General features: G+C 31.6%; 22 protein-coding genes and 1 other RNA gene. 14 read left to right on the plus strand and 9 right to left on the minus strand.

Annotated elements, in window-relative coordinates; translation table 11 throughout:
• Positions 1-36: 36 nt before the first annotated feature.
• The 5 genes from BMZ09_RS13130 to typA form a co-directional block, all read right to left on the minus strand.
• The gene (locus BMZ09_RS13130) at positions 37-1,515 is read right to left on the minus strand and encodes a hypothetical protein (RefSeq protein ID WP_143067824.1); all 1,479 of its coding nucleotides are present in this window, start codon (positions 1,513-1,515) and stop codon (positions 37-39) included.
• Positions 1,512-2,891 (minus strand): nodulation protein NoeA, encoded by a 1,380-nt coding sequence (locus tag BMZ09_RS13135; protein WP_090841372.1) that lies wholly within the window; start codon positions 2,889-2,891, stop codon positions 1,512-1,514. Before BMZ09_RS13135 ends, BMZ09_RS13130 begins: the two co-directional genes overlap by 4 nt.
• On the minus strand, positions 2,891-3,091 hold the full coding sequence (locus BMZ09_RS13140) for a hypothetical protein (RefSeq protein WP_090841374.1): 201 nt from the start codon (positions 3,089-3,091) through the stop codon (positions 2,891-2,893). The genes BMZ09_RS13135 and BMZ09_RS13140 overlap by 1 nt, the downstream gene beginning before the upstream one ends.
• Before the next feature lie 76 nt (positions 3,092-3,167).
• Entirely contained in the window at positions 3,168-3,941 is a 774-nt protein-coding gene (locus tag BMZ09_RS13145) for a nicotinamide mononucleotide transporter family protein (protein WP_090841378.1), read from the minus strand.
• Between the two features lie 3 nt (positions 3,942-3,944).
• Positions 3,945-5,744 (minus strand): translational GTPase TypA, encoded by a 1,800-nt coding sequence (gene typA, locus BMZ09_RS13150; protein ID WP_090841380.1) that lies wholly within the window; start codon positions 5,742-5,744, stop codon positions 3,945-3,947.
• Positions 5,745-5,970: 226 nt separating this feature from the next.
• On the opposite strand from typA, the gene BMZ09_RS13155 reads away from it, so the two are divergent.
• Genes BMZ09_RS13155 through BMZ09_RS13175 form a run of 5 tightly spaced genes read left to right on the plus strand, consistent with a single transcriptional unit; the run spans position 5,971 to position 11,190 of the window.
• On the plus strand, positions 5,971-7,626 hold the full coding sequence (locus BMZ09_RS13155; RefSeq protein WP_090841382.1) for a DUF4836 family protein: 1,656 nt from the start codon (positions 5,971-5,973) through the stop codon (positions 7,624-7,626).
• A gap of 5 nt (positions 7,627-7,631) precedes the next feature.
• The gene (locus BMZ09_RS13160; RefSeq protein ID WP_177183539.1) at positions 7,632-8,264 is read left to right on the plus strand and encodes an ATP-binding cassette domain-containing protein; all 633 of its coding nucleotides are present in this window, start codon (positions 7,632-7,634) and stop codon (positions 8,262-8,264) included.
• Positions 8,261-9,454 carry an ABC transporter permease gene (locus BMZ09_RS13165; protein WP_090841386.1) on the plus strand — a complete coding sequence of 398 codons (1,194 nt, stop codon included), beginning with the start codon at positions 8,261-8,263 and terminating at the stop codon, positions 9,452-9,454. Before BMZ09_RS13160 ends, BMZ09_RS13165 begins: the two co-directional genes overlap by 4 nt.
• A gap of 30 nt (positions 9,455-9,484) precedes the next feature.
• Positions 9,485-10,303: a 3-deoxy-8-phosphooctulonate synthase gene (gene kdsA, locus BMZ09_RS13170; RefSeq protein WP_090841388.1), complete on the plus strand. Its 819-nt coding sequence runs from the start codon at positions 9,485-9,487 to the stop codon at positions 10,301-10,303.
• Between the two features lie 26 nt (positions 10,304-10,329).
• Positions 10,330-11,190, plus strand: coding sequence for a TonB-dependent receptor (locus tag BMZ09_RS13175; protein ID WP_090841390.1), 861 nt, complete (start codon positions 10,330-10,332; stop codon positions 11,188-11,190).
• Here BMZ09_RS13175 and BMZ09_RS13180 read toward each other — a convergent pair whose 3' ends face one another.
• Together BMZ09_RS13180 and BMZ09_RS13185 are read right to left on the minus strand one after the other, a co-directional pair.
• Complete coding sequence (locus BMZ09_RS13180) at positions 11,191-11,538, minus strand: DUF1801 domain-containing protein (RefSeq protein ID WP_090841392.1); 348 nt, start codon at positions 11,536-11,538, stop codon at positions 11,191-11,193.
• 6 nt (positions 11,539-11,544) lie between these two features.
• Positions 11,545-11,919 (minus strand): hypothetical protein, encoded by a 375-nt coding sequence (locus BMZ09_RS13185; RefSeq protein WP_090841394.1) that lies wholly within the window; start codon positions 11,917-11,919, stop codon positions 11,545-11,547.
• A gap of 147 nt (positions 11,920-12,066) precedes the next feature.
• On the opposite strand from BMZ09_RS13185, the gene BMZ09_RS13190 reads away from it, so the two are divergent.
• The 8 genes from BMZ09_RS13190 (at position 12,067) to BMZ09_RS13225 (ending at position 17,201) form a co-directional block, all read left to right on the plus strand.
• Entirely contained in the window at positions 12,067-12,675 is a 609-nt protein-coding gene (locus BMZ09_RS13190; RefSeq protein WP_090841397.1) for a hypothetical protein, read from the plus strand.
• Between the two features lie 263 nt (positions 12,676-12,938).
• Positions 12,939-13,232, plus strand: a complete 294-nt coding sequence (locus BMZ09_RS13200; protein ID WP_090841399.1) for a winged helix-turn-helix domain-containing protein — start codon at positions 12,939-12,941, stop codon at positions 13,230-13,232.
• A 54-nt stretch (positions 13,233-13,286) separates the two neighbouring features.
• The gene (locus BMZ09_RS13205) at positions 13,287-14,678 is read left to right on the plus strand and encodes a DUF4153 domain-containing protein (protein ID WP_090841401.1); all 1,392 of its coding nucleotides are present in this window, start codon (positions 13,287-13,289) and stop codon (positions 14,676-14,678) included.
• 2 nt (positions 14,679-14,680) lie between these two features.
• Positions 14,681-15,043, plus strand: coding sequence for a hypothetical protein (locus BMZ09_RS16070; protein WP_143067825.1), 363 nt, complete (start codon positions 14,681-14,683; stop codon positions 15,041-15,043).
• A 7-nt stretch (positions 15,044-15,050) separates the two neighbouring features.
• Positions 15,051-15,524: a Coq4 family protein gene (locus BMZ09_RS13210; protein WP_090841403.1), complete on the plus strand. Its 474-nt coding sequence runs from the start codon at positions 15,051-15,053 to the stop codon at positions 15,522-15,524.
• A gap of 2 nt (positions 15,525-15,526) precedes the next feature.
• A complete protein-coding gene (locus BMZ09_RS13215) occupies positions 15,527-16,159 on the plus strand; it encodes a SanA/YdcF family protein (protein WP_090841407.1) in 633 nt (210 codons plus the stop codon).
• Positions 16,160-16,543 (plus strand): ribosomal maturation YjgA family protein, encoded by a 384-nt coding sequence (locus BMZ09_RS13220; RefSeq protein WP_090841409.1) that lies wholly within the window; start codon positions 16,160-16,162, stop codon positions 16,541-16,543.
• The gene (locus tag BMZ09_RS13225) at positions 16,530-17,201 is read left to right on the plus strand and encodes a DUF1361 domain-containing protein (RefSeq protein WP_090841411.1); all 672 of its coding nucleotides are present in this window, start codon (positions 16,530-16,532) and stop codon (positions 17,199-17,201) included. The genes BMZ09_RS13220 and BMZ09_RS13225 overlap by 14 nt, the downstream gene beginning before the upstream one ends.
• Before the next feature lie 34 nt (positions 17,202-17,235).
• Here the strand turns inward: BMZ09_RS13225 and BMZ09_RS13230 are convergent, their stop codons facing one another.
• Together BMZ09_RS13230 and BMZ09_RS13235 are read right to left on the minus strand one after the other, a co-directional pair.
• Positions 17,236-19,632: a carboxypeptidase-like regulatory domain-containing protein gene (locus BMZ09_RS13230; protein ID WP_090841413.1), complete on the minus strand. Its 2,397-nt coding sequence runs from the start codon at positions 19,630-19,632 to the stop codon at positions 17,236-17,238.
• Positions 19,633-19,697: 65 nt separating this feature from the next.
• The gene (locus tag BMZ09_RS13235; protein WP_090841414.1) at positions 19,698-20,903 is read right to left on the minus strand and encodes an NAD(P)-dependent oxidoreductase; all 1,206 of its coding nucleotides are present in this window, start codon (positions 20,901-20,903) and stop codon (positions 19,698-19,700) included.
• A 100-nt stretch (positions 20,904-21,003) separates the two neighbouring features.
• Between BMZ09_RS13235 and ssrA the strand changes: the two genes are divergently transcribed.
• Positions 21,004-21,398, plus strand: a transfer-messenger RNA (tmRNA) gene (ssrA, locus tag BMZ09_RS13240).
• The last annotated feature ends 19 nt before the right edge of the window (positions 21,399-21,417 follow it).

Raw genomic sequence — 21,417 nt, forward strand, 5'->3', positions numbered from 1 at the left:
CCTAAATTACTAATTAAAAAAGCAATTGTAGTACATTTAATTAGATAATGGCTCAAAAACCGTTTCTCCTTGGTTATCAATATATTTATAGACTCCAAACGGCGCGCCTTGATTGATCATAATATAACTACTATCATCTTCAAGATGATCCAAATAACTCTCATTTTCAACTAAATAAGAAAAAAGGATTCTAAAAAAATTAACTGGAGTTTTAAATTTAGTATCAAAGTCTGGAGGCATACCATTCCATTTAATTGCCAACATAGCAGTATAAATAGAATATATTAGATCCGGATCTGTTTGTTTAATTCGCGCTTCTAACGTGGTATTAAAACCAACAAACCCACCATGATCTGCAGTTATAATAATTAGCGCATTTTTATCCTGACTATCTATCAACGTAATAATCTCTTGTAACCATAGATTAGCTTGTTGTAACTTATTTAAGTAGTTTTCTTTTTCGGTTATTTTATTTACAGACTCACTTGAACTGTTAGTAACATGAGAAGGCAATAGCTTTTGAATAAAGTAAAAATTAGAAGTCAAAGTATCTTTTGGCAATACCGTTTTTAAATCAGAAATAACATCTCTAACGGGTCCCAGTCCTTTATACCTAAACGGTACGTCTTTATATTTTATGTTACTATAATCAAATCCTAAAGTTGGTCTATTTAGCAAAAAATAATACTTGTCCATCAAAAGATGTGTTTTATACGTATTGTTTTTAAAAATCTCTAAAACAGAGTTTTTAGAGACAATATTTTCTCTAGCATGAGACAACTCTGCAAAAGAGTGATCCGGACTAGAATAGTAATGGTGCTTCATTGCTAAAAGTGAACTATTAGAACTTAAAGTCGAATAATAATTACTTCGATAGTCTGAATAATTTTTAAAACCAGCTTCTTTTAAATAGCTGTTAAAACTAGAATTGTCATAGCCATAAGGTCCTTTGCTTAACTTATCCACATTAGCATATCCATCTACTTGAATAAAATAAACATTAGGAGTTGTCTTAAATATAACCTTGGTAATAGCATCAGGCTGCTCTAACCATTGTTTAGAATACGTGACGTGTTTAAAAACAGTAGGAATAAGTGATACTAAAGCCATAACCACCAACAGAAACTGAAAGACCACTATTTTTTTTAAATGTTTACTAAAAAATAATGCGCAACACAGTGCCACAATAATTAGCGGAATGATATAAATTAACTGAAACCTAAAGGTACTTATCAAAATAAAACTGCCAAAAAAGCCAATATCTAATAAAACAAAAAGCTTGAATTTATTAGCTTCTAAAAGTTTAATTTTTTTTGAAAAGTAATTAAAAATACTAAAGATTAAAACTGGAACAACAATAAAGAAAAAACTAAAAAACAGTAATTGACTTACCGAATTTGCTTGTGTGTAATTAGCATTAAAATAATATAACATGGGATACAAACCCGAAGCTATACCGACTAAGAGTGGAAGATTATTTTTATTATTTATAAAATTGGCAAGATGTTTTTTCATTTAACCTTCATTAAATACAACACACGATGCGTGTCTTGGATAGCTAGCTTTTCTATGATATCAAAATAAGAGCTGTATTCTTTTTCAAAATTACTAATGTTATAAAAATCGAAGTAATCCTTAAAATCAGTCTTACTATCTAATAATCTTTGCACCCAAGAATCTTCTCGTTTAGGGAATTCGATAATTAAATATTTAGAAAACGATTCAAAAAATTGTGCAGACATTTTAAACGACACATTTCCACTAAGTGACATATGGTGTATAACTGCTAGAGCTAAAGTAGCTTCTGGCGCAAAAGCTTGTATGCGATTTAAAAACGATAGACGCTCTGTATTATTAAACCCGATACTTGCAGAAGGATTTAAAACATCCAACACAAACGGCGTCATGTAAGTCTCTTTGTTTTCTTTAATTGTTTTAAAGTTAAAATCTACCGCGTTATTATCAATATCACAAACCAAGGCCTGCTGTAATTGACGTTCTATTTTTCTAACAAACGTACCATCATTGCCACCAATATCAATAATAGTATTAGTCTTTAATGTATCAATCCATTGATTAATAATTGTCGCCTTTTTAATAAAAGCACTAGCACTATAATTTGTTTTATCATAATAATCCCCCCACTCACTATGCTCTTTAAGTGTTAGGTTTTTTATATAATCATATAAGCTTTGAACAATATTTAACTGTGCTTTTTTAGATAATATAGACGCTTTAGATTCGCCTTTATAATCTTGACTATGCTTGTCTTCAAACTTTGCTAATAAATGAATATTAGTATACAAAAACGGGTTAAGTTTAGTTTTAAAAGGCAACATAGATGCCAACATTTTTATTGGAATACCGTCTATAAAATTACTTATTAATTTTATGGATTGCGCACCATGATAATGTGATAATACTAAAGGTCCTAAAAAATGAGATATAAATTGTTTGTATCCTCGCCAGGGTGAATCTTCGACATAAAAATCAAAAGAAAGCGTATCAATAAAAATAGCTTTTCCCTTGTAAAACGCAACATTAAAGGCACTAGCATCTTTTAAAGAAAACCCATGCTCTAAGGCGTACTTCTGAAGTTTTAATGTTAATAATGCCGCTTCTTTGTATTGATTAAAACTCCACTCGTATGGATAAGTAATAAACGGAATGTGTTCTGGTTGGATTATAATTTTTTCAGCTGTAGCTGAAACTTCTTTATGGGCAACCAAAAGCTTGTTATCAAATAAGGCTTTAAAAAATCCAGAAGTATTTAAGGCTTCATACTGCTTAAAATAAATAGGATTAATGGTTCTTTTAATAACACCATCGTCTAGAAACACATATCCAGAAGGATCCCTAAATGAAGCACTATGTTTAGATATGGTAGTCACTATTTAGACGTTTTATCCGTATCAGAATCTTTTACATTAATATCATCAAAAAGATCATCATTCTCCTTTTTGTCCATTCCCAAAAAGACTTTAACTTTATACATGATATTTTTTGAAAATAAAAGAATAGCCGCAACTGCAGCCACGATAGATTGAATAATCATCGCACCTAAACCCGGATCAAAATAGAGACTATACATTTGTGTTTTTTGTAAATATAAACATTGTTACAAATTTATATTAAGAATATAATGTAATTATTAAATCAGAGAAACTTTAACCTAACTCTCCTTTTGTCTTTTTAACATCGCCATTAATACGCCAATCAAAAAAAGTAAGTATTGAATTTATGATGTAAAACACATATTTAACAATGTTTGCAACATTACCTTGTATTACATTTTTAATAATCTGCGCTAGGTTATAAAAAGACCACGTTAAAAAAGTCTGCTCGTATTTAAAAGCGGTACTTATATTACCCACTAATGATATTCCAAAAATAATAGCAACGGTGTGTTTAAAAAATTGATTTTTAATAGTTGTTCCAAACCAATAAAAACCTAAAAACACTAATGTATAAGAGGCTATAAAGGCCAAAAGTATGAGTAACCAATATTTGGTATCTGCTTTTTTAACCTGCTCACCCTCACTCCATTTTTTGGTAGCAATAATGGCTATAATAAATGTTAAGGGGTAGGTTATAATGGCAGAATGATTTCCAAATAGGTAATCAATAATACCTGAATTAACAGTAGTAAACACGCCAATCCAATTTCCTAGATTTTGTTGTTTAACAATCATTCTAGCAGCTAATAAAGATACTACAGCTCCTATTGTAGACAATAATCCAATTGGAAATGCGCCTTTAGATATGTAATCACTAAAACCAGAAAGAGGTACCCCAAATTGGATACCTCCCTGATAATATATTGTTTCATGAAACCCTCTGTAAAAACAGATAGCGGCTACCAAAATTACACCAACTATATCTATATATTTAGAGTGTACTACACGTCTAAGTGTTGGATTTGGTAACTGTAAGTGCTTCACGTATTAAGCAATCTTGTTTCTCTTACGATCGTTTTCTGTTAAATAGATCTTACGTAAACGAATATGGTTTGGTGTAACCTCTACATACTCATCTTTTTGGATATATTCTAATGCTTCTTCTAAACTAAACTTGATAGCTGGTACAATCTTAGCTTTATCATCTGCTCCAGAACTACGTACATTACTTTGCTTTTTAGCTTTAGTAATGTTTACAGACATATCATCTTGACGAGAGTTCTCACCAATTACTTGACCTTCGTAAATATCTTCACCTGGCTCAACGAAAAACTTACCTCTATCTTGTAATTTATCGATAGAGTAAGGTATAGCTTTACCATTTTCCATAGAAATTAAAGATCCAGAAATACGTCCAGCAATAGCACCTTTTAATGGTTGGTATTCTTTAAAACGGTGTGCCATAATTGCCTCTCCAGCAGTAGCTGTTAATAACAAGTTACGTAAACCAATAATACCACGAGAAGGAATTAAGAATTCGCAAATCATACGATCTCCTTTTGCTTCCATACTTAATAATTCACCTTTACGTAAAGTTACAAACTCTACAGCTCTACCAGAAACAGTTTCTGGAAGGTCAATTGTTAATTCTTCAACTGGTTCACATTTAACACCATCAATTTCTTTGATAATTACCTGTGGTTGCCCAATTTGTAATTCATAACCTTCACGACGCATCGTTTCAATTAAAACTGACAAGTGTAATACACCACGTCCAAAGACCATAAATTTATCTGCACTACCAGTTTCACCTAGTTTAAGTGCTAAATTCTTTTCTAATTCTTTTTCTAAACGATCTTTAATGTGACGAGACGTTACATATTTACCATCTTTTCCAAAGAAAGGAGAATCGTTAATTGTAAATAACATACTCATTGTAGGCTCATCAATTGCAATTGATTTTAAACCCTCTGGGTTTTCAATATCTGCAACAGTATCTCCAATTTCAAATCCTTCGATTCCTACAATTGCACAGATATCTCCTGTTTGTACGCTGTCTACTCTTTTACGTCCTAAACCTTCAAATATAAATAATTCTTTGATTTTACTTTTTGTAACAGAACCATCTCTTTTTACAAGAGATATTTGTTGTCCTTCTACTAAACTTCCTCTTTGTAACCTACCAATCGCGATACGACCTGTAAAAGAAGAGAAATCTAAAGAAGTAATAAGTAATTGAGTTGTTCCTTCATCAAAAACAGGTGTAGGAACGTGCTCTATAACCATATCTAATAATGGCTCAACATTTTCAGTTTCTACTTTCCAGTCATCACTCATCCAGTTGTTTTTTGCCGAACCATAAACGGTTGGGAAATCTAACTGCCACTCTTCTGCTCCTAATTCGAACATTAGATCAAAAACTTTTTCATGTACTTCATCCGGAGTACAGTTTTCTTTATCTACTTTGTTTACAACAACACAAGGTTTTAAACCTAAGTCAATCGCTTTTTGTAATACAAAACGCGTTTGAGGCATTGGTCCTTCAAAAGCATCCACTAATAATACAACACCATCAGCCATGTTTAATACACGCTCTACTTCTCCTCCAAAATCGGCGTGACCTGGTGTATCAATGATATTAATTTTTGTGTCTTTGTAAATTACAGAAACGTTTTTAGAAGTAATTGTAATTCCTCTTTCACGTTCTAAATCATTGTTATCCAAAATTAAGTCTCCTGTGTTTTCGTTTTCACGAAACAATTGACAGTGGTACATGATTTTATCAACCAACGTAGTTTTTCCGTGATCGACGTGTGCAATAATTGCAATATTTTTAATATTAGCCATAATGGTGCCTTATTTTAAGCGTGCAAATGTACTCAATTTTTATCTAAAAACCCGTTTTAATTTATATTTGATAAATTCCTCTTTAAAATTTGTAACATTTTTAAACAAACACACACAGATAGTTATGTTTAAATATAGAAATTTACTATAAAATATTTCCTACAAAACATTATATTATTAGATTTGTTAACTTATTAATCAACCCGTTAAAAAACCAATCATAACCATGAAAAAAATCCTTTCCCTATTAGTCGTCTCTATTTTATTAGCCAGTTGCGGTACTAAAAATGAAGAATCTTACTTTATCCCAAAAGACGCTGTTGGCGTCATGTATATTAATTTAAAATCCTTGTCTGATAAAAGTAAAGATTTGGACATAAATAATTTAAATATAAACACCCTTATTAAAGAGAAAGCTCCTAAAGAAATAAAAGATTTTGTTTCTGAATTTATGACCTCAGAAAACTTAAACAACACCTTTAGAAAAGAATTTATTCTTGGATTTGGATCTATTAAAAGACTATCTGGGTTTGGAGGCTTAGCCCTACCAATTAAAGATGCAAGTGCTTTTGAAACTTTTATAACACCAATGCTAAATAAAATTCCAAATTTAGAAAAAGAAACTAATGTTGGAAAAGATAACAATTTTACAATATATTCAACTAAAGAACTTGCTATTGGTTGGAACAATAAAACTGCGTTAATTATTGGAGCAAAAAACTATGCAGCAGCAGAATTAATAGATTTAACAAATTTAGATAGGCAAGAAACTATATTAGCTACTAATTATTTTGACAACTTTTTTGACACAAACCAAGACATAGGCTTACATATTACTTCTTCTCCACTAGGCGATGCTTTGGATGGTATTTTGAGTGCATTTGCCGGAATGAATATTAATTTAGAAAACAACAATCTGAGCTACTATAGCACTTTTGAAGATGATAACGTACATAGCGCTACTAAACTAAAATTAAACAATGACATTAAATCGTTAGTAGGTTATGACAAATGGATGACTACTTCATATGACAAAAAACTTCTAAACGTTTTGCCTAGTAATCCTGTCATGCTAACAAAACTATCTGTAGATACTGAAACAATTTACGAACACATTTTAAGCTTAAAAGACAACAAATCTTTACCTATTTCGGTAAGAGAAGAATTGAAAAAAAACACCAAAAGAGCTAATCGTGAACTTGAAAAAGACTTAGGAATGGACACTCAAGATTTTTCAAAAATATTTACCGGAACAGTAATACTTACGGCTGACAAAAATGATTCTCCTGAAAAAAAATCTCCAAATATTTATACTGCAATAGCTATAAAAGATAAAGCTAAATTTGATAGGTTTTTTAATGCTATTAAAGAAAAAAAATCACGAATTAAGGAAATTAGCAAAAATTATTATCAATTGGAAGAGGATATTTTAATGGTGGTTACTGATGATTTAATTTTTATAACAAACGATGGAAATAAAGCTGATGAAGTTAAAAATAGTGGGAAATTAGCAAAAAACTTATCAGATTTTAAGCACATCGATAAATTATCACATAGTCTTTACTTTTACAGTAAAGGTGATTTTAATAGTATCGTTTCAAAGCTATATCAAACTAGTCAGTACGATAGATCTAGTCGTTACACAAGCTTTGACAATTATGACGACTTTAATAGTTTTTCTAGAGGCAGAAAAAAGAATCCAATAGATAACATAACAGATAAAAGTGCTGAATTGTACGAAAAGTATTTTGAAGAAAATCATTTCTACATGGATATTAATGGAGCTGAGTCCTTTATAACTACAAAAGGTGATAAAAACTCACTTATTCAGACAATTTTATACGGTGATGAAATAGCTAAACTTACTTCTGAAAAGAACTAATTAGCGTGCAAATTACAATCCAAAATATAACACCAAACTTTTTTACTCCAGCTTCATCCGAAGTCTGGAGTAAAAATTTTGAATTACTTCCAAATTCAAAATATTTAATAAAAGCCGTTTCCGGAAGTGGAAAAAGTTCATTTTTCAACTTTTTATATGGCTTAAATAATCGCTATTCTGGTTCTATTATATTTGAGAAAACGACAATTGCTTCATTTTCTGAAAATGATTGGACGTCTTTAAGACGAGAAAAAATTTCGATTGTATTTCAAGGTCTTCGACTATTTCCAGAATTGACAGCTTTGGAAAATATTCAACTTAAAAACACACTAACCAATCATAAATCTGAAACTGAGATTTTGGCAATGTTAGCACAATTGGATGTAGATCAATTAGCACACAAAAAAGCAGAAACTTTATCTTACGGTCAACAACAACGTGTTGCTATTGTTAGAGCTTTATGCCAACCATTTAAGATCTTATTATTAGACGAGCCCTTTAGCCATATAGATCAAACTCAAATAACAAATGCAGTTAACCTTGTCTCTCAAGAAGTAGAACAAAACAAAGCAACTTTAATAATTGCAAGTTTAGGTGATACTTATAATATCAATTATACAAAAATACTACTGCTATGATTGATATACTTCTAAAAAAACAAGTTGATAAATCTCAACTCCTATTTTTTGCACTCAGTTCTAGTTTAGGATTAGCCATATTACTAATTGTGATTCAGTTATTTATTGACACAAGACCGGTGTTTAGTTCAGAAAACGATTTGTTAGGCAATCAAAACTTAATTATTTATAAAGACTTAGGACGAGATAACGCTTTTACTACCGACGAAATAGAAGAACTTAAACAACAACCCTTTATTAATAAAACGGGTGGTTTTACACATGGCACCTATCGTGTACTTGCAAGTGTAACATTACCCAACTACACTGGGATATCTACAGAAATGTTTTTAGAAGCTGTTGGAGACGAATTTATTGACATTAAAAGTGACGATTGGAAATGGCAACCCGGAGATCGAGAAGTCCCGATTATAATTCCTAAAAACTATATTAACCTTTATAATTTTGGATACGCAGCAAGTACTGGAATGCCTCAGATTAATGAGAAAATTATAAGACAAATTCCTATTGACCTAAAACTTACTGGTTCAAGTAAAACAGAACTATATCCTGCCTATATTTTGGATGCTTCCGAAAAAATAAATTCTATATTAGTTCCAGAATCCTTTTTAAGTTATACCAACAAAACACTAAGCCCTTTAAAAGAATCTAAAATATCTAGAATTATTCTTGATGTTATCAATCCATCAGATCCTAAATTATTACAATTTCTAGCTTCAAAAAAGTACAATTATTTATCAAATGATGTACAAAACTCAAAACTGAGTTATGTCTTAAAATTAATACTTAGTATTGTTTTAGGTATTGGGTTATTAATTACATTCTTATCCATTTACTTAGTCATAACAAACATTAACTTGTTGATATTAAAAAACAAACAGACCATTACGCAACTTCACTTTTTAGGCTATTCTAAAGCTCAAATTGCTAAAGTATACCATACCATTGCTTATAAAATTTTAGCTATTTCCATTGTCGTTGCTTTAGTATTAAGTGTTATTAGTAAAATAATTATTTCGCCTTACTTAGCACTTTTACACGTCGAAAAAACAATGACTTCTATTATTTATCTAGTTGTAATAAGTATTGTTCTTTTTATTTTATTAGCCTTGTATTATCGTAACCATACAAATAGTAAAATACAGCAAATGTTAAGACCCAATACAAGCCTACTAACTACTGAAAATTAACTTATCTTTGCATCATAAATTATTACAATTATGATACTTCAAGATATTCCTAAAATAAAACATACAGACAGTAACAATTTCTTTTTGCTTTGTGGGCCTTGTGCTATTGAAGGAGAAGATATGGCGTTTAGAATTGCCGAAAAAGTTTTAACTATTACTAACAAACTTGAAATTCCTTATATTTTTAAAGGAAGTTTTAAAAAAGCTAACCGCAGTAGAATTGATAGTTTTACGGGTATTGGAGACGAAAAGGCTTTAGAAATTTTAGCTAAAGTTTCTGAAAAATTTGATGTCCCAACCGTTACTGATATCCATGAAGTAAGTGATGCTGCAAAAGCTGCGCAGTATGTTGATGTATTACAAATTCCTGCTTTTTTAGTTCGCCAAACAGATCTTGTTGTTGCTGCTGCCAAAACAGGTAAAGTAGTCAACCTTAAAAAAGGGCAATTTATGAGTCCTGAAGCTATGAAGCATGCGGTACAAAAAGTAAAAGATGCTGGAAGTGATAAGGCTTGGATTACGGATCGTGGAACTATGTTTGGCTACCAAGATATGATTGTAGACTTTAGAGGTATTCCAACAATGCGTCAGTACGCACCAACGGTATTAGATGTAACGCACTCTTTACAACAACCAAATCAAAGTGCAGGTGTAACAGGTGGACGTCCAGATATGATCGAAACTATTGCACGCGCAGGAATTGTAAATAACGTTGACGGTTTGTTTATAGAAACACATTTTGACCCTGCTAATGCTAAAAGTGATGGCGCAAATATGCTACATTTAGATAACTTAGAAGCGCTATTAAGCAACTTAACGGCTATTAGAAAACTAGTCACTACTTTTTAAATACATACAAAAATTATTATTTTACAATGAAAAACAAAACGCTAAACACATTAGCATTGTTATGTCTTACCCTATTTTCAATATCTACAATAGCCCAAGACACCAATACAGAAAAATATACTGCACACAACAAGGGAAAATTTTATGTAAGCTGGGGAGGAAACAGAGAAACCTTTTCTAAATCTGATATTAGATTTGAAGGTGAAGGCTACGACTTTACCATACAAGATGTTACTGCAAAAGACAAACCAAAAGGTTGGCATATAGATTATATCAACCCAACTAGTATGACCATACCACAGACTAATTTTAAGGCTGGATATTTTATTTCTGACAAGTATAATGTTGCGCTTGGAGTAGATCACATGAAGTATGTTATGAACAGAAACAGAACTAGAACTGTGACAGGATATATTGATTTACCTGCTGACGAAGACGGTAGTATTTATAATCAAGAATTTAATGGTGATCCCTATTTTTTATCAGAAGATTTTTTAAAATTTGAACATACAAACGGATTAAACTACGTGTATTTAGAATTGAATAGATTTGATGATATTTCGTCTTTATTTAAAATCAACAATACAGATATCTTTCAATTAAATGTAACTGAAGGTTTTGGTGCTGGAGCTTTATATCCTAAAACAAATACTACTTTATTAGCAAAAGATCGCTATGACGAGTTTCATTTAGCAGGTTACGGAACCCACTTAAATGTTGGTCTTAACCTTACGTTTTATAAATACTTTTTTATTCAAGTAGACTTAAAAGGTGGTTATATAAACATGCCAGATATTAGAACAACAAGCAATGCTAATGAGAGTGCATCACAGCATTTTTGGTTTTTACAACGTGTTATCTCTTTTGGTGGTCGCTTTAGGTTATAATCAATACAAACTATACGCCTCTTGCAATATTGCTATTATAACAGCATCATTGACCTCTTCTAAAGACTGATATCTTAAAGACATCATTTTTTTTCGCTTCTCAGTAACGTGATGCGATTTAAAGACATTAATTTGATTGCCTTTTACAAAAGCAACATCTACAAATTGTCCTTTATGACTCGCATTAAAATAACAAAAGGGTTTTCCGTTTATATAATAAAACGGAAGACCCCACTTGTACTTTAATTCTGCAATACTAATAGTATGCTCAACAATGACCTGCAAATGCAGCAAAATAGAACTGTAAGGTTCTGGTTGCTTTAAGATATAATCTTCAGCAGGATTCAATTGTTATTATAATATATGTAATAAACTTAATACGCCAATTGCTAATAAAGCAATACCTATAATAGCTTTAAAAGGCATAAGCTTGCTTGATACTTTTCTTAATGTTTCTTCCAAAGCTGGTACTTTTCCAAAGACGTGCGTTAGTAACAATAAACCTCCAACAATACTTACTAATCCGTAGATACTAAATCCTCCTGAAAATATTCCTAATATTGGTAACACCAATAACGCACCTCCAATTACTGTTTGAAAAGGCGCTAATACACCAGCAATTTTATTAAAAAAGTTAGCTTCTCCATCCCATTTATCTAAAGTTGCTAATCCTAATAACAACCCTCCTGAGATGTTTGCAATGTCTAAAAGTAAACTTGTCAATGCCATAATAATTTTTGTTTTTAAATAGTTAGATTATAAATCTATGAAAAATAAATAGCACTTCCCCCTAAATGTTAAAATGAATATTAAGAAACTTTTAACTTGCATATTTAAACGATTTACGGTTACTTTGTAATTCAAAGTACTTTTACCATGAGCGACAAAGATTATTTAAAAGACATTAGCACGATTAAAAATTTAATGAATAAGTCTTCAAGGTTTATATCATTAAGTGGTTTGTCAGGTATATTAGCAGGTATCTATGCTTTAATTGGCGCAGCTCTAACCTACTATTTAGTCACAACTTATAGCTACGGAACATTAACTTTAGATGGTTGGGTTTTTAGATACGTCTTTTTTATCCTATTTATGGTTGCTTTTTTAAGTGTGGTTACCGGAATTTATTTAACTACAAAAAAAGCAAAACAAAATGGAGAAAGTATATGGGACGGTTCTTCAAAACGGTTACTATTTAATTTTCTAATTCCGTTAGTGGCAGGTGGTTTATATATTTTAATAATACTTAGCCAAGGACGCTACGGACAAACCGGAGGCTTAATGCTTATTTTTTATGGATTAGCATTAGTTAGCGCTTCAAAGTATAGCATAGGTGATATCAAGTATTTAGGCTTTACAGAAATTATCTTAGGTCTTATCGCAAGCTTATATCCTGGATACGGATTCTGGCTTTGGGTTATTGGTTTTGGTATTATGCATATAATTTATGGGACTTATATGCATTTTAAATATGATGTTAAATGAAATTAAAGAATCATATTTATTTAGGAATTGGTATTTTATTAACTGACTTTATATTTATTTTTATCGCCCTATTTATTCTAGAAGGTTATAAATATTCTCATAATGTAAATACTATTAAATACTTCCATTTTACGAGTATGACCATTAAAGAAAAATTAGCCTATTCATCCATATATGCGATAATCGCTTTAAACGTTGCTTTAATAATATATGTAATTTTAAAAAATAACAAAAAATAGATTCCTACATTCCCGGAAAATATTATGAGCATAATAACTAACATCAATAAAGTATTTGACCACAGGATAAGACTTGGTATCATGTCTGTTTTGATGGTTAATGAATATGCCGATTTTAAAACACTAAAAGAATTGCTTGGTGCCACAGACGGAAACCTAGCAAGTCACAGTAAAGCCTTAGAAAAAGCAGAATATATTACAGTAGAAAAACAATTTATAGATCGTAAACCCAATACACGTTACAGTGTTACTAAATTAGGTCAAGCCGAATTTAAAAAGCATATTAACGCACTTGAAAAATTAATTAAAAAACAATAACACTATTTTTTTATCAATCTACTTTGAAAAACAAAGTACTTTTAAATAACTATTATGAAGCACCTAACCTTAATTATCGCCGCGCTATGTTTTAGCACACTTTTTTACCAACAACAAATTGGTTTAAACCTAAGTCTGTTTTCCATAATCAGTATTGGCATATTATGGTGGCACAACAAATCAAAGTTTAAGAATCAGAGGACTATAATCTATGCAACTATTTATTTAGTAACTGCAGTTCTAGTATTTATACATGGCTCTGCTTTGTCTGTATTTGTTAACCTGTTTTCATTTTTCACCTTAGTAGGTTCAGTCTCTTCCAACAAAAACGCAATTTATGTCCAATGGATTAACGGATTATACTCTGTGATTGCAGGTTATTTCCAACGTAGATTTGATGCTCCAAAAACTACTGAAGTGTCTACGACAAAAAAAGATATTGACATTATACATTGGATAAAACTGATTGGCATTCCGTTAGTATTTGTTATCATCTTCATGTTGCTTTATAAAAATGGAAACCCAATATTTGAAGATTTAATTACCGAAATTAATTTCGACTTCATCAATATGCAATGGATACTACTTACTGTATTGGGGTACTTCCTATTTAATAACATTAATCAACCTGTCACTGTAGAGCCTGCTACAACTTTAGATAGTAACACCTCCAACTTATTAATTGAGAGCGAGAATACTTCCGAAGAAAAAAATAAAAAAGATAACCAATTAGGGACTACTCTACTGGCTTTTCTTAATGTGCTTATTATATTTTATATTATTACGGATGCAACCTATTTATTAACTAACATAGTAGACACTGCAAACCACTTGTCCACTCAAGTCCATAATGGGATTAATGCATTAATAGCTTCCATTATAATAGCCATACTTACTATTTTATTCTTTTTTAGAGGCGATCTTAATTTCTACAAAAAAAACAAAACCACTAAACAGCTCTCTTATTTATGGATAGGATTAAACATTATACTGATTGTTTTGATTTCCATAAAAAACTACCAATACGTCTCTGCTTTTGGATTTACCTATAAACGCCTTGGTGTATTTGCTTATTTACTTTTAACTTTTTCAGGTTTGATTACCACGTTTATAAAAGTATTTAAGATCAAAAACCTATGGTATTTATTCAGAATAAATACTCAAGTCGCTTTTGCTATTTGCATAATGTCTGCTACCGTAAACTGGGATTATTCAATAACAAAATATAATATTAATAATGCCAAGGTATTAGACTTAAACTATTTAATTCACTTAAAAGGTAATAATGCTAAACTACTCCAAACATATGCTGTACAGTACAAATTATCTGACCGTACAACTACACGCATTAATAAAAAATGGGACAAACATAATCAAGAACTACTAAATAGAGATTGGCAAGCATACAGTTTAGAAAACTTTACTAATATGTCTAAATCTAAATAGTAATGAATTTTATAACTAACACAGCAAAAAGTGCCCTCTTGGCGACTATTATCTTTTGGTTACTTAATCTAAATCAAATTACTTTAAGTAGTGCTTTCTTCTTTATAGGGATTTCATTATTACCTATATTTTTATGTAGTTTAATAACAATATCAGCTACCATTTACCCAATTTTTGTAATAGGAGGAAAAACAAAATTAGCTAGAAAAAAAACTTTCAAAAGATACTTTCCGTATTACGCAATGGTCCTTTTTAGTGTTTCGATAATACTACTTTCCGCAACACAATTCGATCCTTTTTTACTGTCCTTTTTAACCTCAGCATTTATAACAACAAGCCAATCGTGGTTATGGTTTTCAAAATAATAAATCTATGCAAAAACAACGTAAACAATTAATAGCTTGGCTTTTTAAAGTCACACAACATATTTACACGACCTACTTTAAAACCAACACACCTTGGAATATTAAAAAAGAACAATTACTAGAATACAGTCCTAGCACTTTTGGCTACCATTTAGGATTGTTTTTAGACAGTAATGGCTTTGAATTAATCCCTAAAGTAGAACGTCACGACGCATACCATGTAATAACCGGGTACAATAGTAACGAAGAAGACGAAATTGCTTTGCAATACCTCTGCTATGGTAATGGAAAACGCAGTATTTACCTCTTTGGCGTTATTACAATTGGCACTATTATTTTGCCAGAATACTGGAAATATTATCTCAAATCATATCGTATTGGAAAAAGCGCCAACATGTTTTACAACTTAGATTACAAAAGGTTACTTAATACATCGATAAGTACTTTACGCGGTTCCATATTTGTTAATTTAAACTACTAAACATGAAAAAACTAATCAAACGTGGTATTAAATTAGGGGTTATATTAATCCTTGCTATTTTACTAGCCAATTATCATATAAACTATAATGCCAAAGGAAAACTGTATAACTCCATTGAGAATATCCCTAAAAACAGAGTAGGTTTAGTGTTAGGCGCAGGTAAATATGTTGGCAGTGGTAATCATGTTAATTTATACTACAAATACCGTCTAGAGGCTGCCTTTTTACTATATCAAAACAAAAAGATTGACTACCTTTTAATAAGTGGCGATAATAGTACCGTTGATTATGATGAGCCTTCTACATTTAAGCAAGACTTAATAGATCTAGGTGTTCCCGAAGATAAAATAATATTGGACTATGCTGGTTTTAGAACATTAGACTCCGTTGTAAGAGCAAAAAAGATATTTGGACTAGACAGTTTTACAATTATATCGCAACAATTTCATAACCAACGTGCCATTTACCTTGCAGAAAACAACAACTTAAATGTCATAGCCTTTAACGCTAAAGCTATTAAAGGGCGCTATGGATTTAAAACAAAAATTAGAGAATATCTAGCTCGAACAAAAGCTATTATAGACGTTGTAATTAATAAGCAGCCTAAATTTTTAGGACCAAAAATAAAACTGTAAATGACACTAAAATTCAACCCGCTATTTACTGTCTTAACAGTGGTATTACTAATAACCGAAATTGCTATTGCCTACTTTTTAAAAGATGGCTTTGTACGCTATACTGTTGGAGACGTCCTTGCTTCTATTTTAGTGTATTGCGCCATAAGGAGCTGTTGTAGTACAAAAGCTGTGCGGGTAGCACTAACTGCTTTAATTATTTCTTTTACAGTAGAATTTGCACAACTGTTTAACCTACTTGATCTTTTAAATTTAAGAGCAAACAAAATAGCCTCTATAATCCTTGGAAGTCATTTTAGTATTGAAGATTTAATCGCTTACGCTTTTGGCATCATAACCATCTATTTTATAGATATAACCTACATTTCAAATGAAAACCATTAGACAATTTATCGCTGCTGAAACAAAAACTATTTCAGTACTAATATTACTATCTGCATTTAGTATTCTATTGCTTCTATTTAGAATAAAACTAACACAATCTCACTACTTTTTATTTTTAGTGTGGAATCTTTTCCTTGCAGGAATTCCATATGCTATTACTAGTTATTTAAAAACTTTAAAGCATATAAACACACTGTCTCTTTTAATTATTGGTAGTGTTTGGTTAGTCTTTCTACCTAATGCGCCATACATAATTACGGATTTATTTCATCTCCGTTATAGCAGTGCACATCTAGTTTGGTTAGACACTTTAATAATTATTGTGTTTGCAATAACTGGTCTAATCTTTTTTTATAAATCGGTATTAACTATGGAGTCTATTATTAAGACTTACGTCGAAAAAAGAGTCGTTGCTTTTATGCTACCTGTATTATTTATACTAGTAGGTTTTGGTGTTTATTTAGGTCGTTTTTTAAGGTTTAATTCTTGGGAAATTATTAATAAGCCTTGGACCATAATAACTACCATTTTAGAAATAATAACACACCCCAGAACACATAGTGCTGCATGTTTTTTTACAATTTGCTTTGGTTTGTTTTTAGGTGTATTTTATTATATAGTTAAAACCACTACAATTGAAAACAAAAAGAGACTCTAAAACAGAGTCTCTTTTACAAAAATATCTTAAAAATTTAATCGTTATCCTGTATCGTTATTGTCGCAAAGTTTATAGAACCTACTGAACCAAGTAATACTGAAGGATATATTATCATTGTTTCAACACCTTCTACTAAAGCATCGTCAAAAATTTCTACATCTAAAACACCTGCAACCTCACCTTGTTGGATGGTAACGGTAAAGAAATTACCCACATAATCACTAAAGCTTGCGCTACCTCCAATAACACTGTATTCTAAAACTATATCATCTATTGCAGGACTACTTAAAGACACATTACCAAAACCAGTATTACCTTCTATAATTGTAAAATCATCTAAAGTCACATCTGGAGCTATTGGATAATCAGAGGCATCATTTGGATCTGTTCCTTGTTGTGCTTCGACGCAATCATCAAAGCCATCACCATCACTATCCGCATTATTAGGGTCCGTTATATTCCCATTAGGACTGCACGTTCCAAAACCATTATCTAAACCAGAGACCTCATCACAATCTGCAATACCATCTTGATCACTATCCATAAACTCTAGTCCCAATAAAAGTAATTGGCCTATTGCCGACTGATTACTAATAGTATTTGTTGCTACCACAAAAACCTCATTAAACAGGTTAGAATTAGTATAAATACTAGTATTTATTATAGCATTAGTGGAAGCCTCCGCATCAGCTTGTGTTTCAAAATAACTAAAGACCGTGTTCGGGTATACCACACCGTAAGTATCCGTTAAATTATATTGTGCACTATCAGCATCACAATTTAAAGCCCAAATTTCAGAATTATAAACAATAACATCCTGTGCGTCTAAATAATCAGGAATCATATCTCCATCACTATCTTCATTCATTGGACTACCATCATTATTATAATCTTCATCTATTGTATCTATTCCATCACCATCATCATCTGTATCTAAATAATTTGGTGTTCCGTCTTGATCTGTATCATCATCATCAAGATTATTATTTCCATTAAGGTCTTCATTTAAATCTATAACTCCATCAGCATCACTATCTGATAGATCTGTACAAGACATTTCCGTACCTAAATCCGTTATTCCTATAGTAAAATTACCAGTAACCGCATCCGTACTTTGGCCACTTTCTAAATCAAAAAACTGAGCAGAAAATGCAGTATCTGTACTACAATAATCAATTGCAACATCCAACTGTCCATTTGTTATTGGTACTATGGAATAGGCGCTATTATAAAACAATTGCACATATCCGTTTACTGCTGCAACTCCATTACAATCGTTAAATATTCCTATTAAATTAGTTGTAGGTCCACTACCAACAGTAATAGTGATATTTGCGTCTTCAGAAAAAGGCCCAATGTTTTCAGTAAAATTATTTCCTACACAACCAAAATCCTGAATAGTTAGCGTTAACATTTCATCCGCAGGAATCAAACCACAAACTAATCCATTTTGATTTGTATAACCGCTAGTAGAGGAATACCAACCCGAGGTACTGCGCTGTAATTGCACAAAATTATTAGGCAACGGATTACCATCAGTATCTTGTAAAGTCACACAAAATGGTACTGCAGCAAAAGGCGCGTCACAATTCCAGAAACTAAAATGAGAGACCTCTCCAACATATTTGTTTCCTACTAACTCAGCAAAACCTTCTTCCTTCCAATACCCATAAACCTCATCAAAATACCATAATGGTATTGTTGCAGGCGGATTAGTAGCGTTTGTGGGCACTGGAACACTAATTAAAGCTACCGAATCTTCTCCGATAGTTAAATCTTCTCCATTTTGACCAATTAACTCTACTGCTATCATTCCGTAGGTTTCCAAAACACGTAAATCGCCGCTTTCATTTTCAGCAATTAACGCTCCTGGCATTTGTAAAGCCATGTTTTGATTATCAGGGTTTAAATGTTTTATAACCACAGACACATCACCTTGGTATTCAAATCCAAACTTAGTTTGATACGTCCCAGGTAAATCAACAGAAACACCGCCAGGTAAATCAAATGTTAATGGTTGCCCTGAAGCTACTGTTGCTATTGGCTCTGAATCCAATAACATTATAGAAACTTGATTAACACCATCTGTTGGGACTAACGCTCTAGATCCATCTATAAAACCAAATTTACTAGCTTTTACGTAAGCAAACTGCTCATACACGACAGCTTCCTCTATAGAAAACACACCATTAGAATCAGTAATAGCCATAGTGGATCCAATAGTAATAGTAACTCCAGAAATAGGACCACCTTCCTCATTAACTACCGTACCAATAAAACGTGCTGTTATATTGTCTCCAAAATTATCTAAAAACGGATTACTAGTTAAACCATCTACCTGCTGCTGATTAAGGGGGATATTATTATCTTTTTCGCAAGAAAATATCAATAATAGGGCTACTGCCGAAAGTATCAAATTTATTTTTTTCATCTTTTTAATATTGTAATTATTACATAAGTATAACATCTTAAGACTTAAAAGTCCTAGTCATTAAATTACTCTTTACCATCTACATAGTCTTGTAAATAACTAAAACGCTTTGTTAATTTACCCTTTTCAGTAATCTTTGCGCGTTTTAAAACACCATCCGCATCACCATTAAAAAATGCAGGAATGACATGTTTTAAAAACATATCTCCAAAACCTTCACTGGCATCCTTTGGTAACTCACAAGGTAAATTATCTACTGCCATTACGGTAATAGCATCTTTAGCATTAAAAGCAACTTCTTTTTCAGTTTTAGCATTGTAACCATAAAAAGGATCTGCAATAGTGGACGGTCTAATTGTAGTGGCTACAGGCCCATCAATATCACAAGATATATCTGCGACTAAATTTATTCTAAACTCAGGGTCCTTAGCATCTTCTCTGGTAAATAAATACGGTGCTCCATCTCCAAAAAAGTGACCTGCTATAAAAAAGTCTGTTTGTTTAGCATACGGCATAAAATTACTTTCGTAACCTGATGCATCTTTATAAAATGCCCATTTATCTCCAACTTTTCCATCTTTACGCTTACTATATTCCATAACATCAACCATACAGTACACAGGCTCTGTAAATTCTGATGTTAAATATAATGCATCACTAACTTCCTTTATTTTTAAATGGTCTAAAATCTCTTTAGCACCTTTTGCAACTTTTCCTGTTCCTGATAGTAAAATTTTAATATTTGGTAGCGTAATTTTATCAAGCTCACTTTTAACCTCATCTAAATCCTTTAAATTCTCAACTTTAGGCAATTCAAATAAATTATCGCGTAATCCTAATGCTCTAAAACCATTATAAGCACCTACAAGTCCTGCATAACGCCCAAAACCAATTAACCTTGCTCCACTTTGCTTAACAATTGTTTCGTGATCATACATTTCTATATTCTTATCTAGAATAGCTTTTAAAAGTTTTCTATTGTAAGGTTGCTTTTTAATAGTATGACTAAAGAAAAAGTATTTTTTATTGGGTATAAGTGCATCAAGTGGCACTTCTTTTACACCAAACATCACATCTGCATCAGAGATAGTATCTGATACCTGAAATCCTTCTTGCTGATAATCAGCATCCTTGAACACTCTAATATCTGAAGCTTCCACAACTAACTCAGCTTCAGGAAAATTAGTTTTAAGTTGCTTTAAGTCTTTTGGAGAAAAAACCACACGTCTATCTGGTGGGTTTTTACGCTCTTTTATAATTGCGAATTTCATTTTGTTTAATTTGGTATAAAGTTTGCACTAAATTAAGTGTAAATGCATGGTTATACAAACTTTTTGGTAACTTTGCATTCTTATTATTTTTAATTAAAATGGGGTCGACTGGTTTTGACAGCGAGATTAATTAGATTGTAAGCACGTCGAGTAATGATTTTGTACTCGTAAAACCCTTGATCAACTTTTTAATCGGCGAGAATAACTACGCTTTAGCTGCCTAATCCGAATTATAGTAGGATTAAGCCTCGGTACACAAGGTGTACGAGCTTTATGTCTCCGGAAAGCTTTGATTGACAGCGTTCCATTTGAGGCATCGAAAATGTCAATATAGGCTTAGTAGCGCTTTGATGCTTTGCTGAAACTAAAAAAGATAAGTTGTAAGTGGGTTGTCTTTAACCAGCTTACAATCGAAAACCTAAGAAAAGAATAAACGTGTAGAAAGCCTTTTGGTTACTTGTTTGGACGAGAGTTCGATTCTCTCCGACTCCACTTAAAAAGCTGTAAATTAAAT

It is taken from the genome of Olleya namhaensis (assembly GCF_900114005.1).
Lineage (GTDB): Bacteria > Bacteroidota > Bacteroidia > Flavobacteriales > Flavobacteriaceae > Olleya > Olleya namhaensis.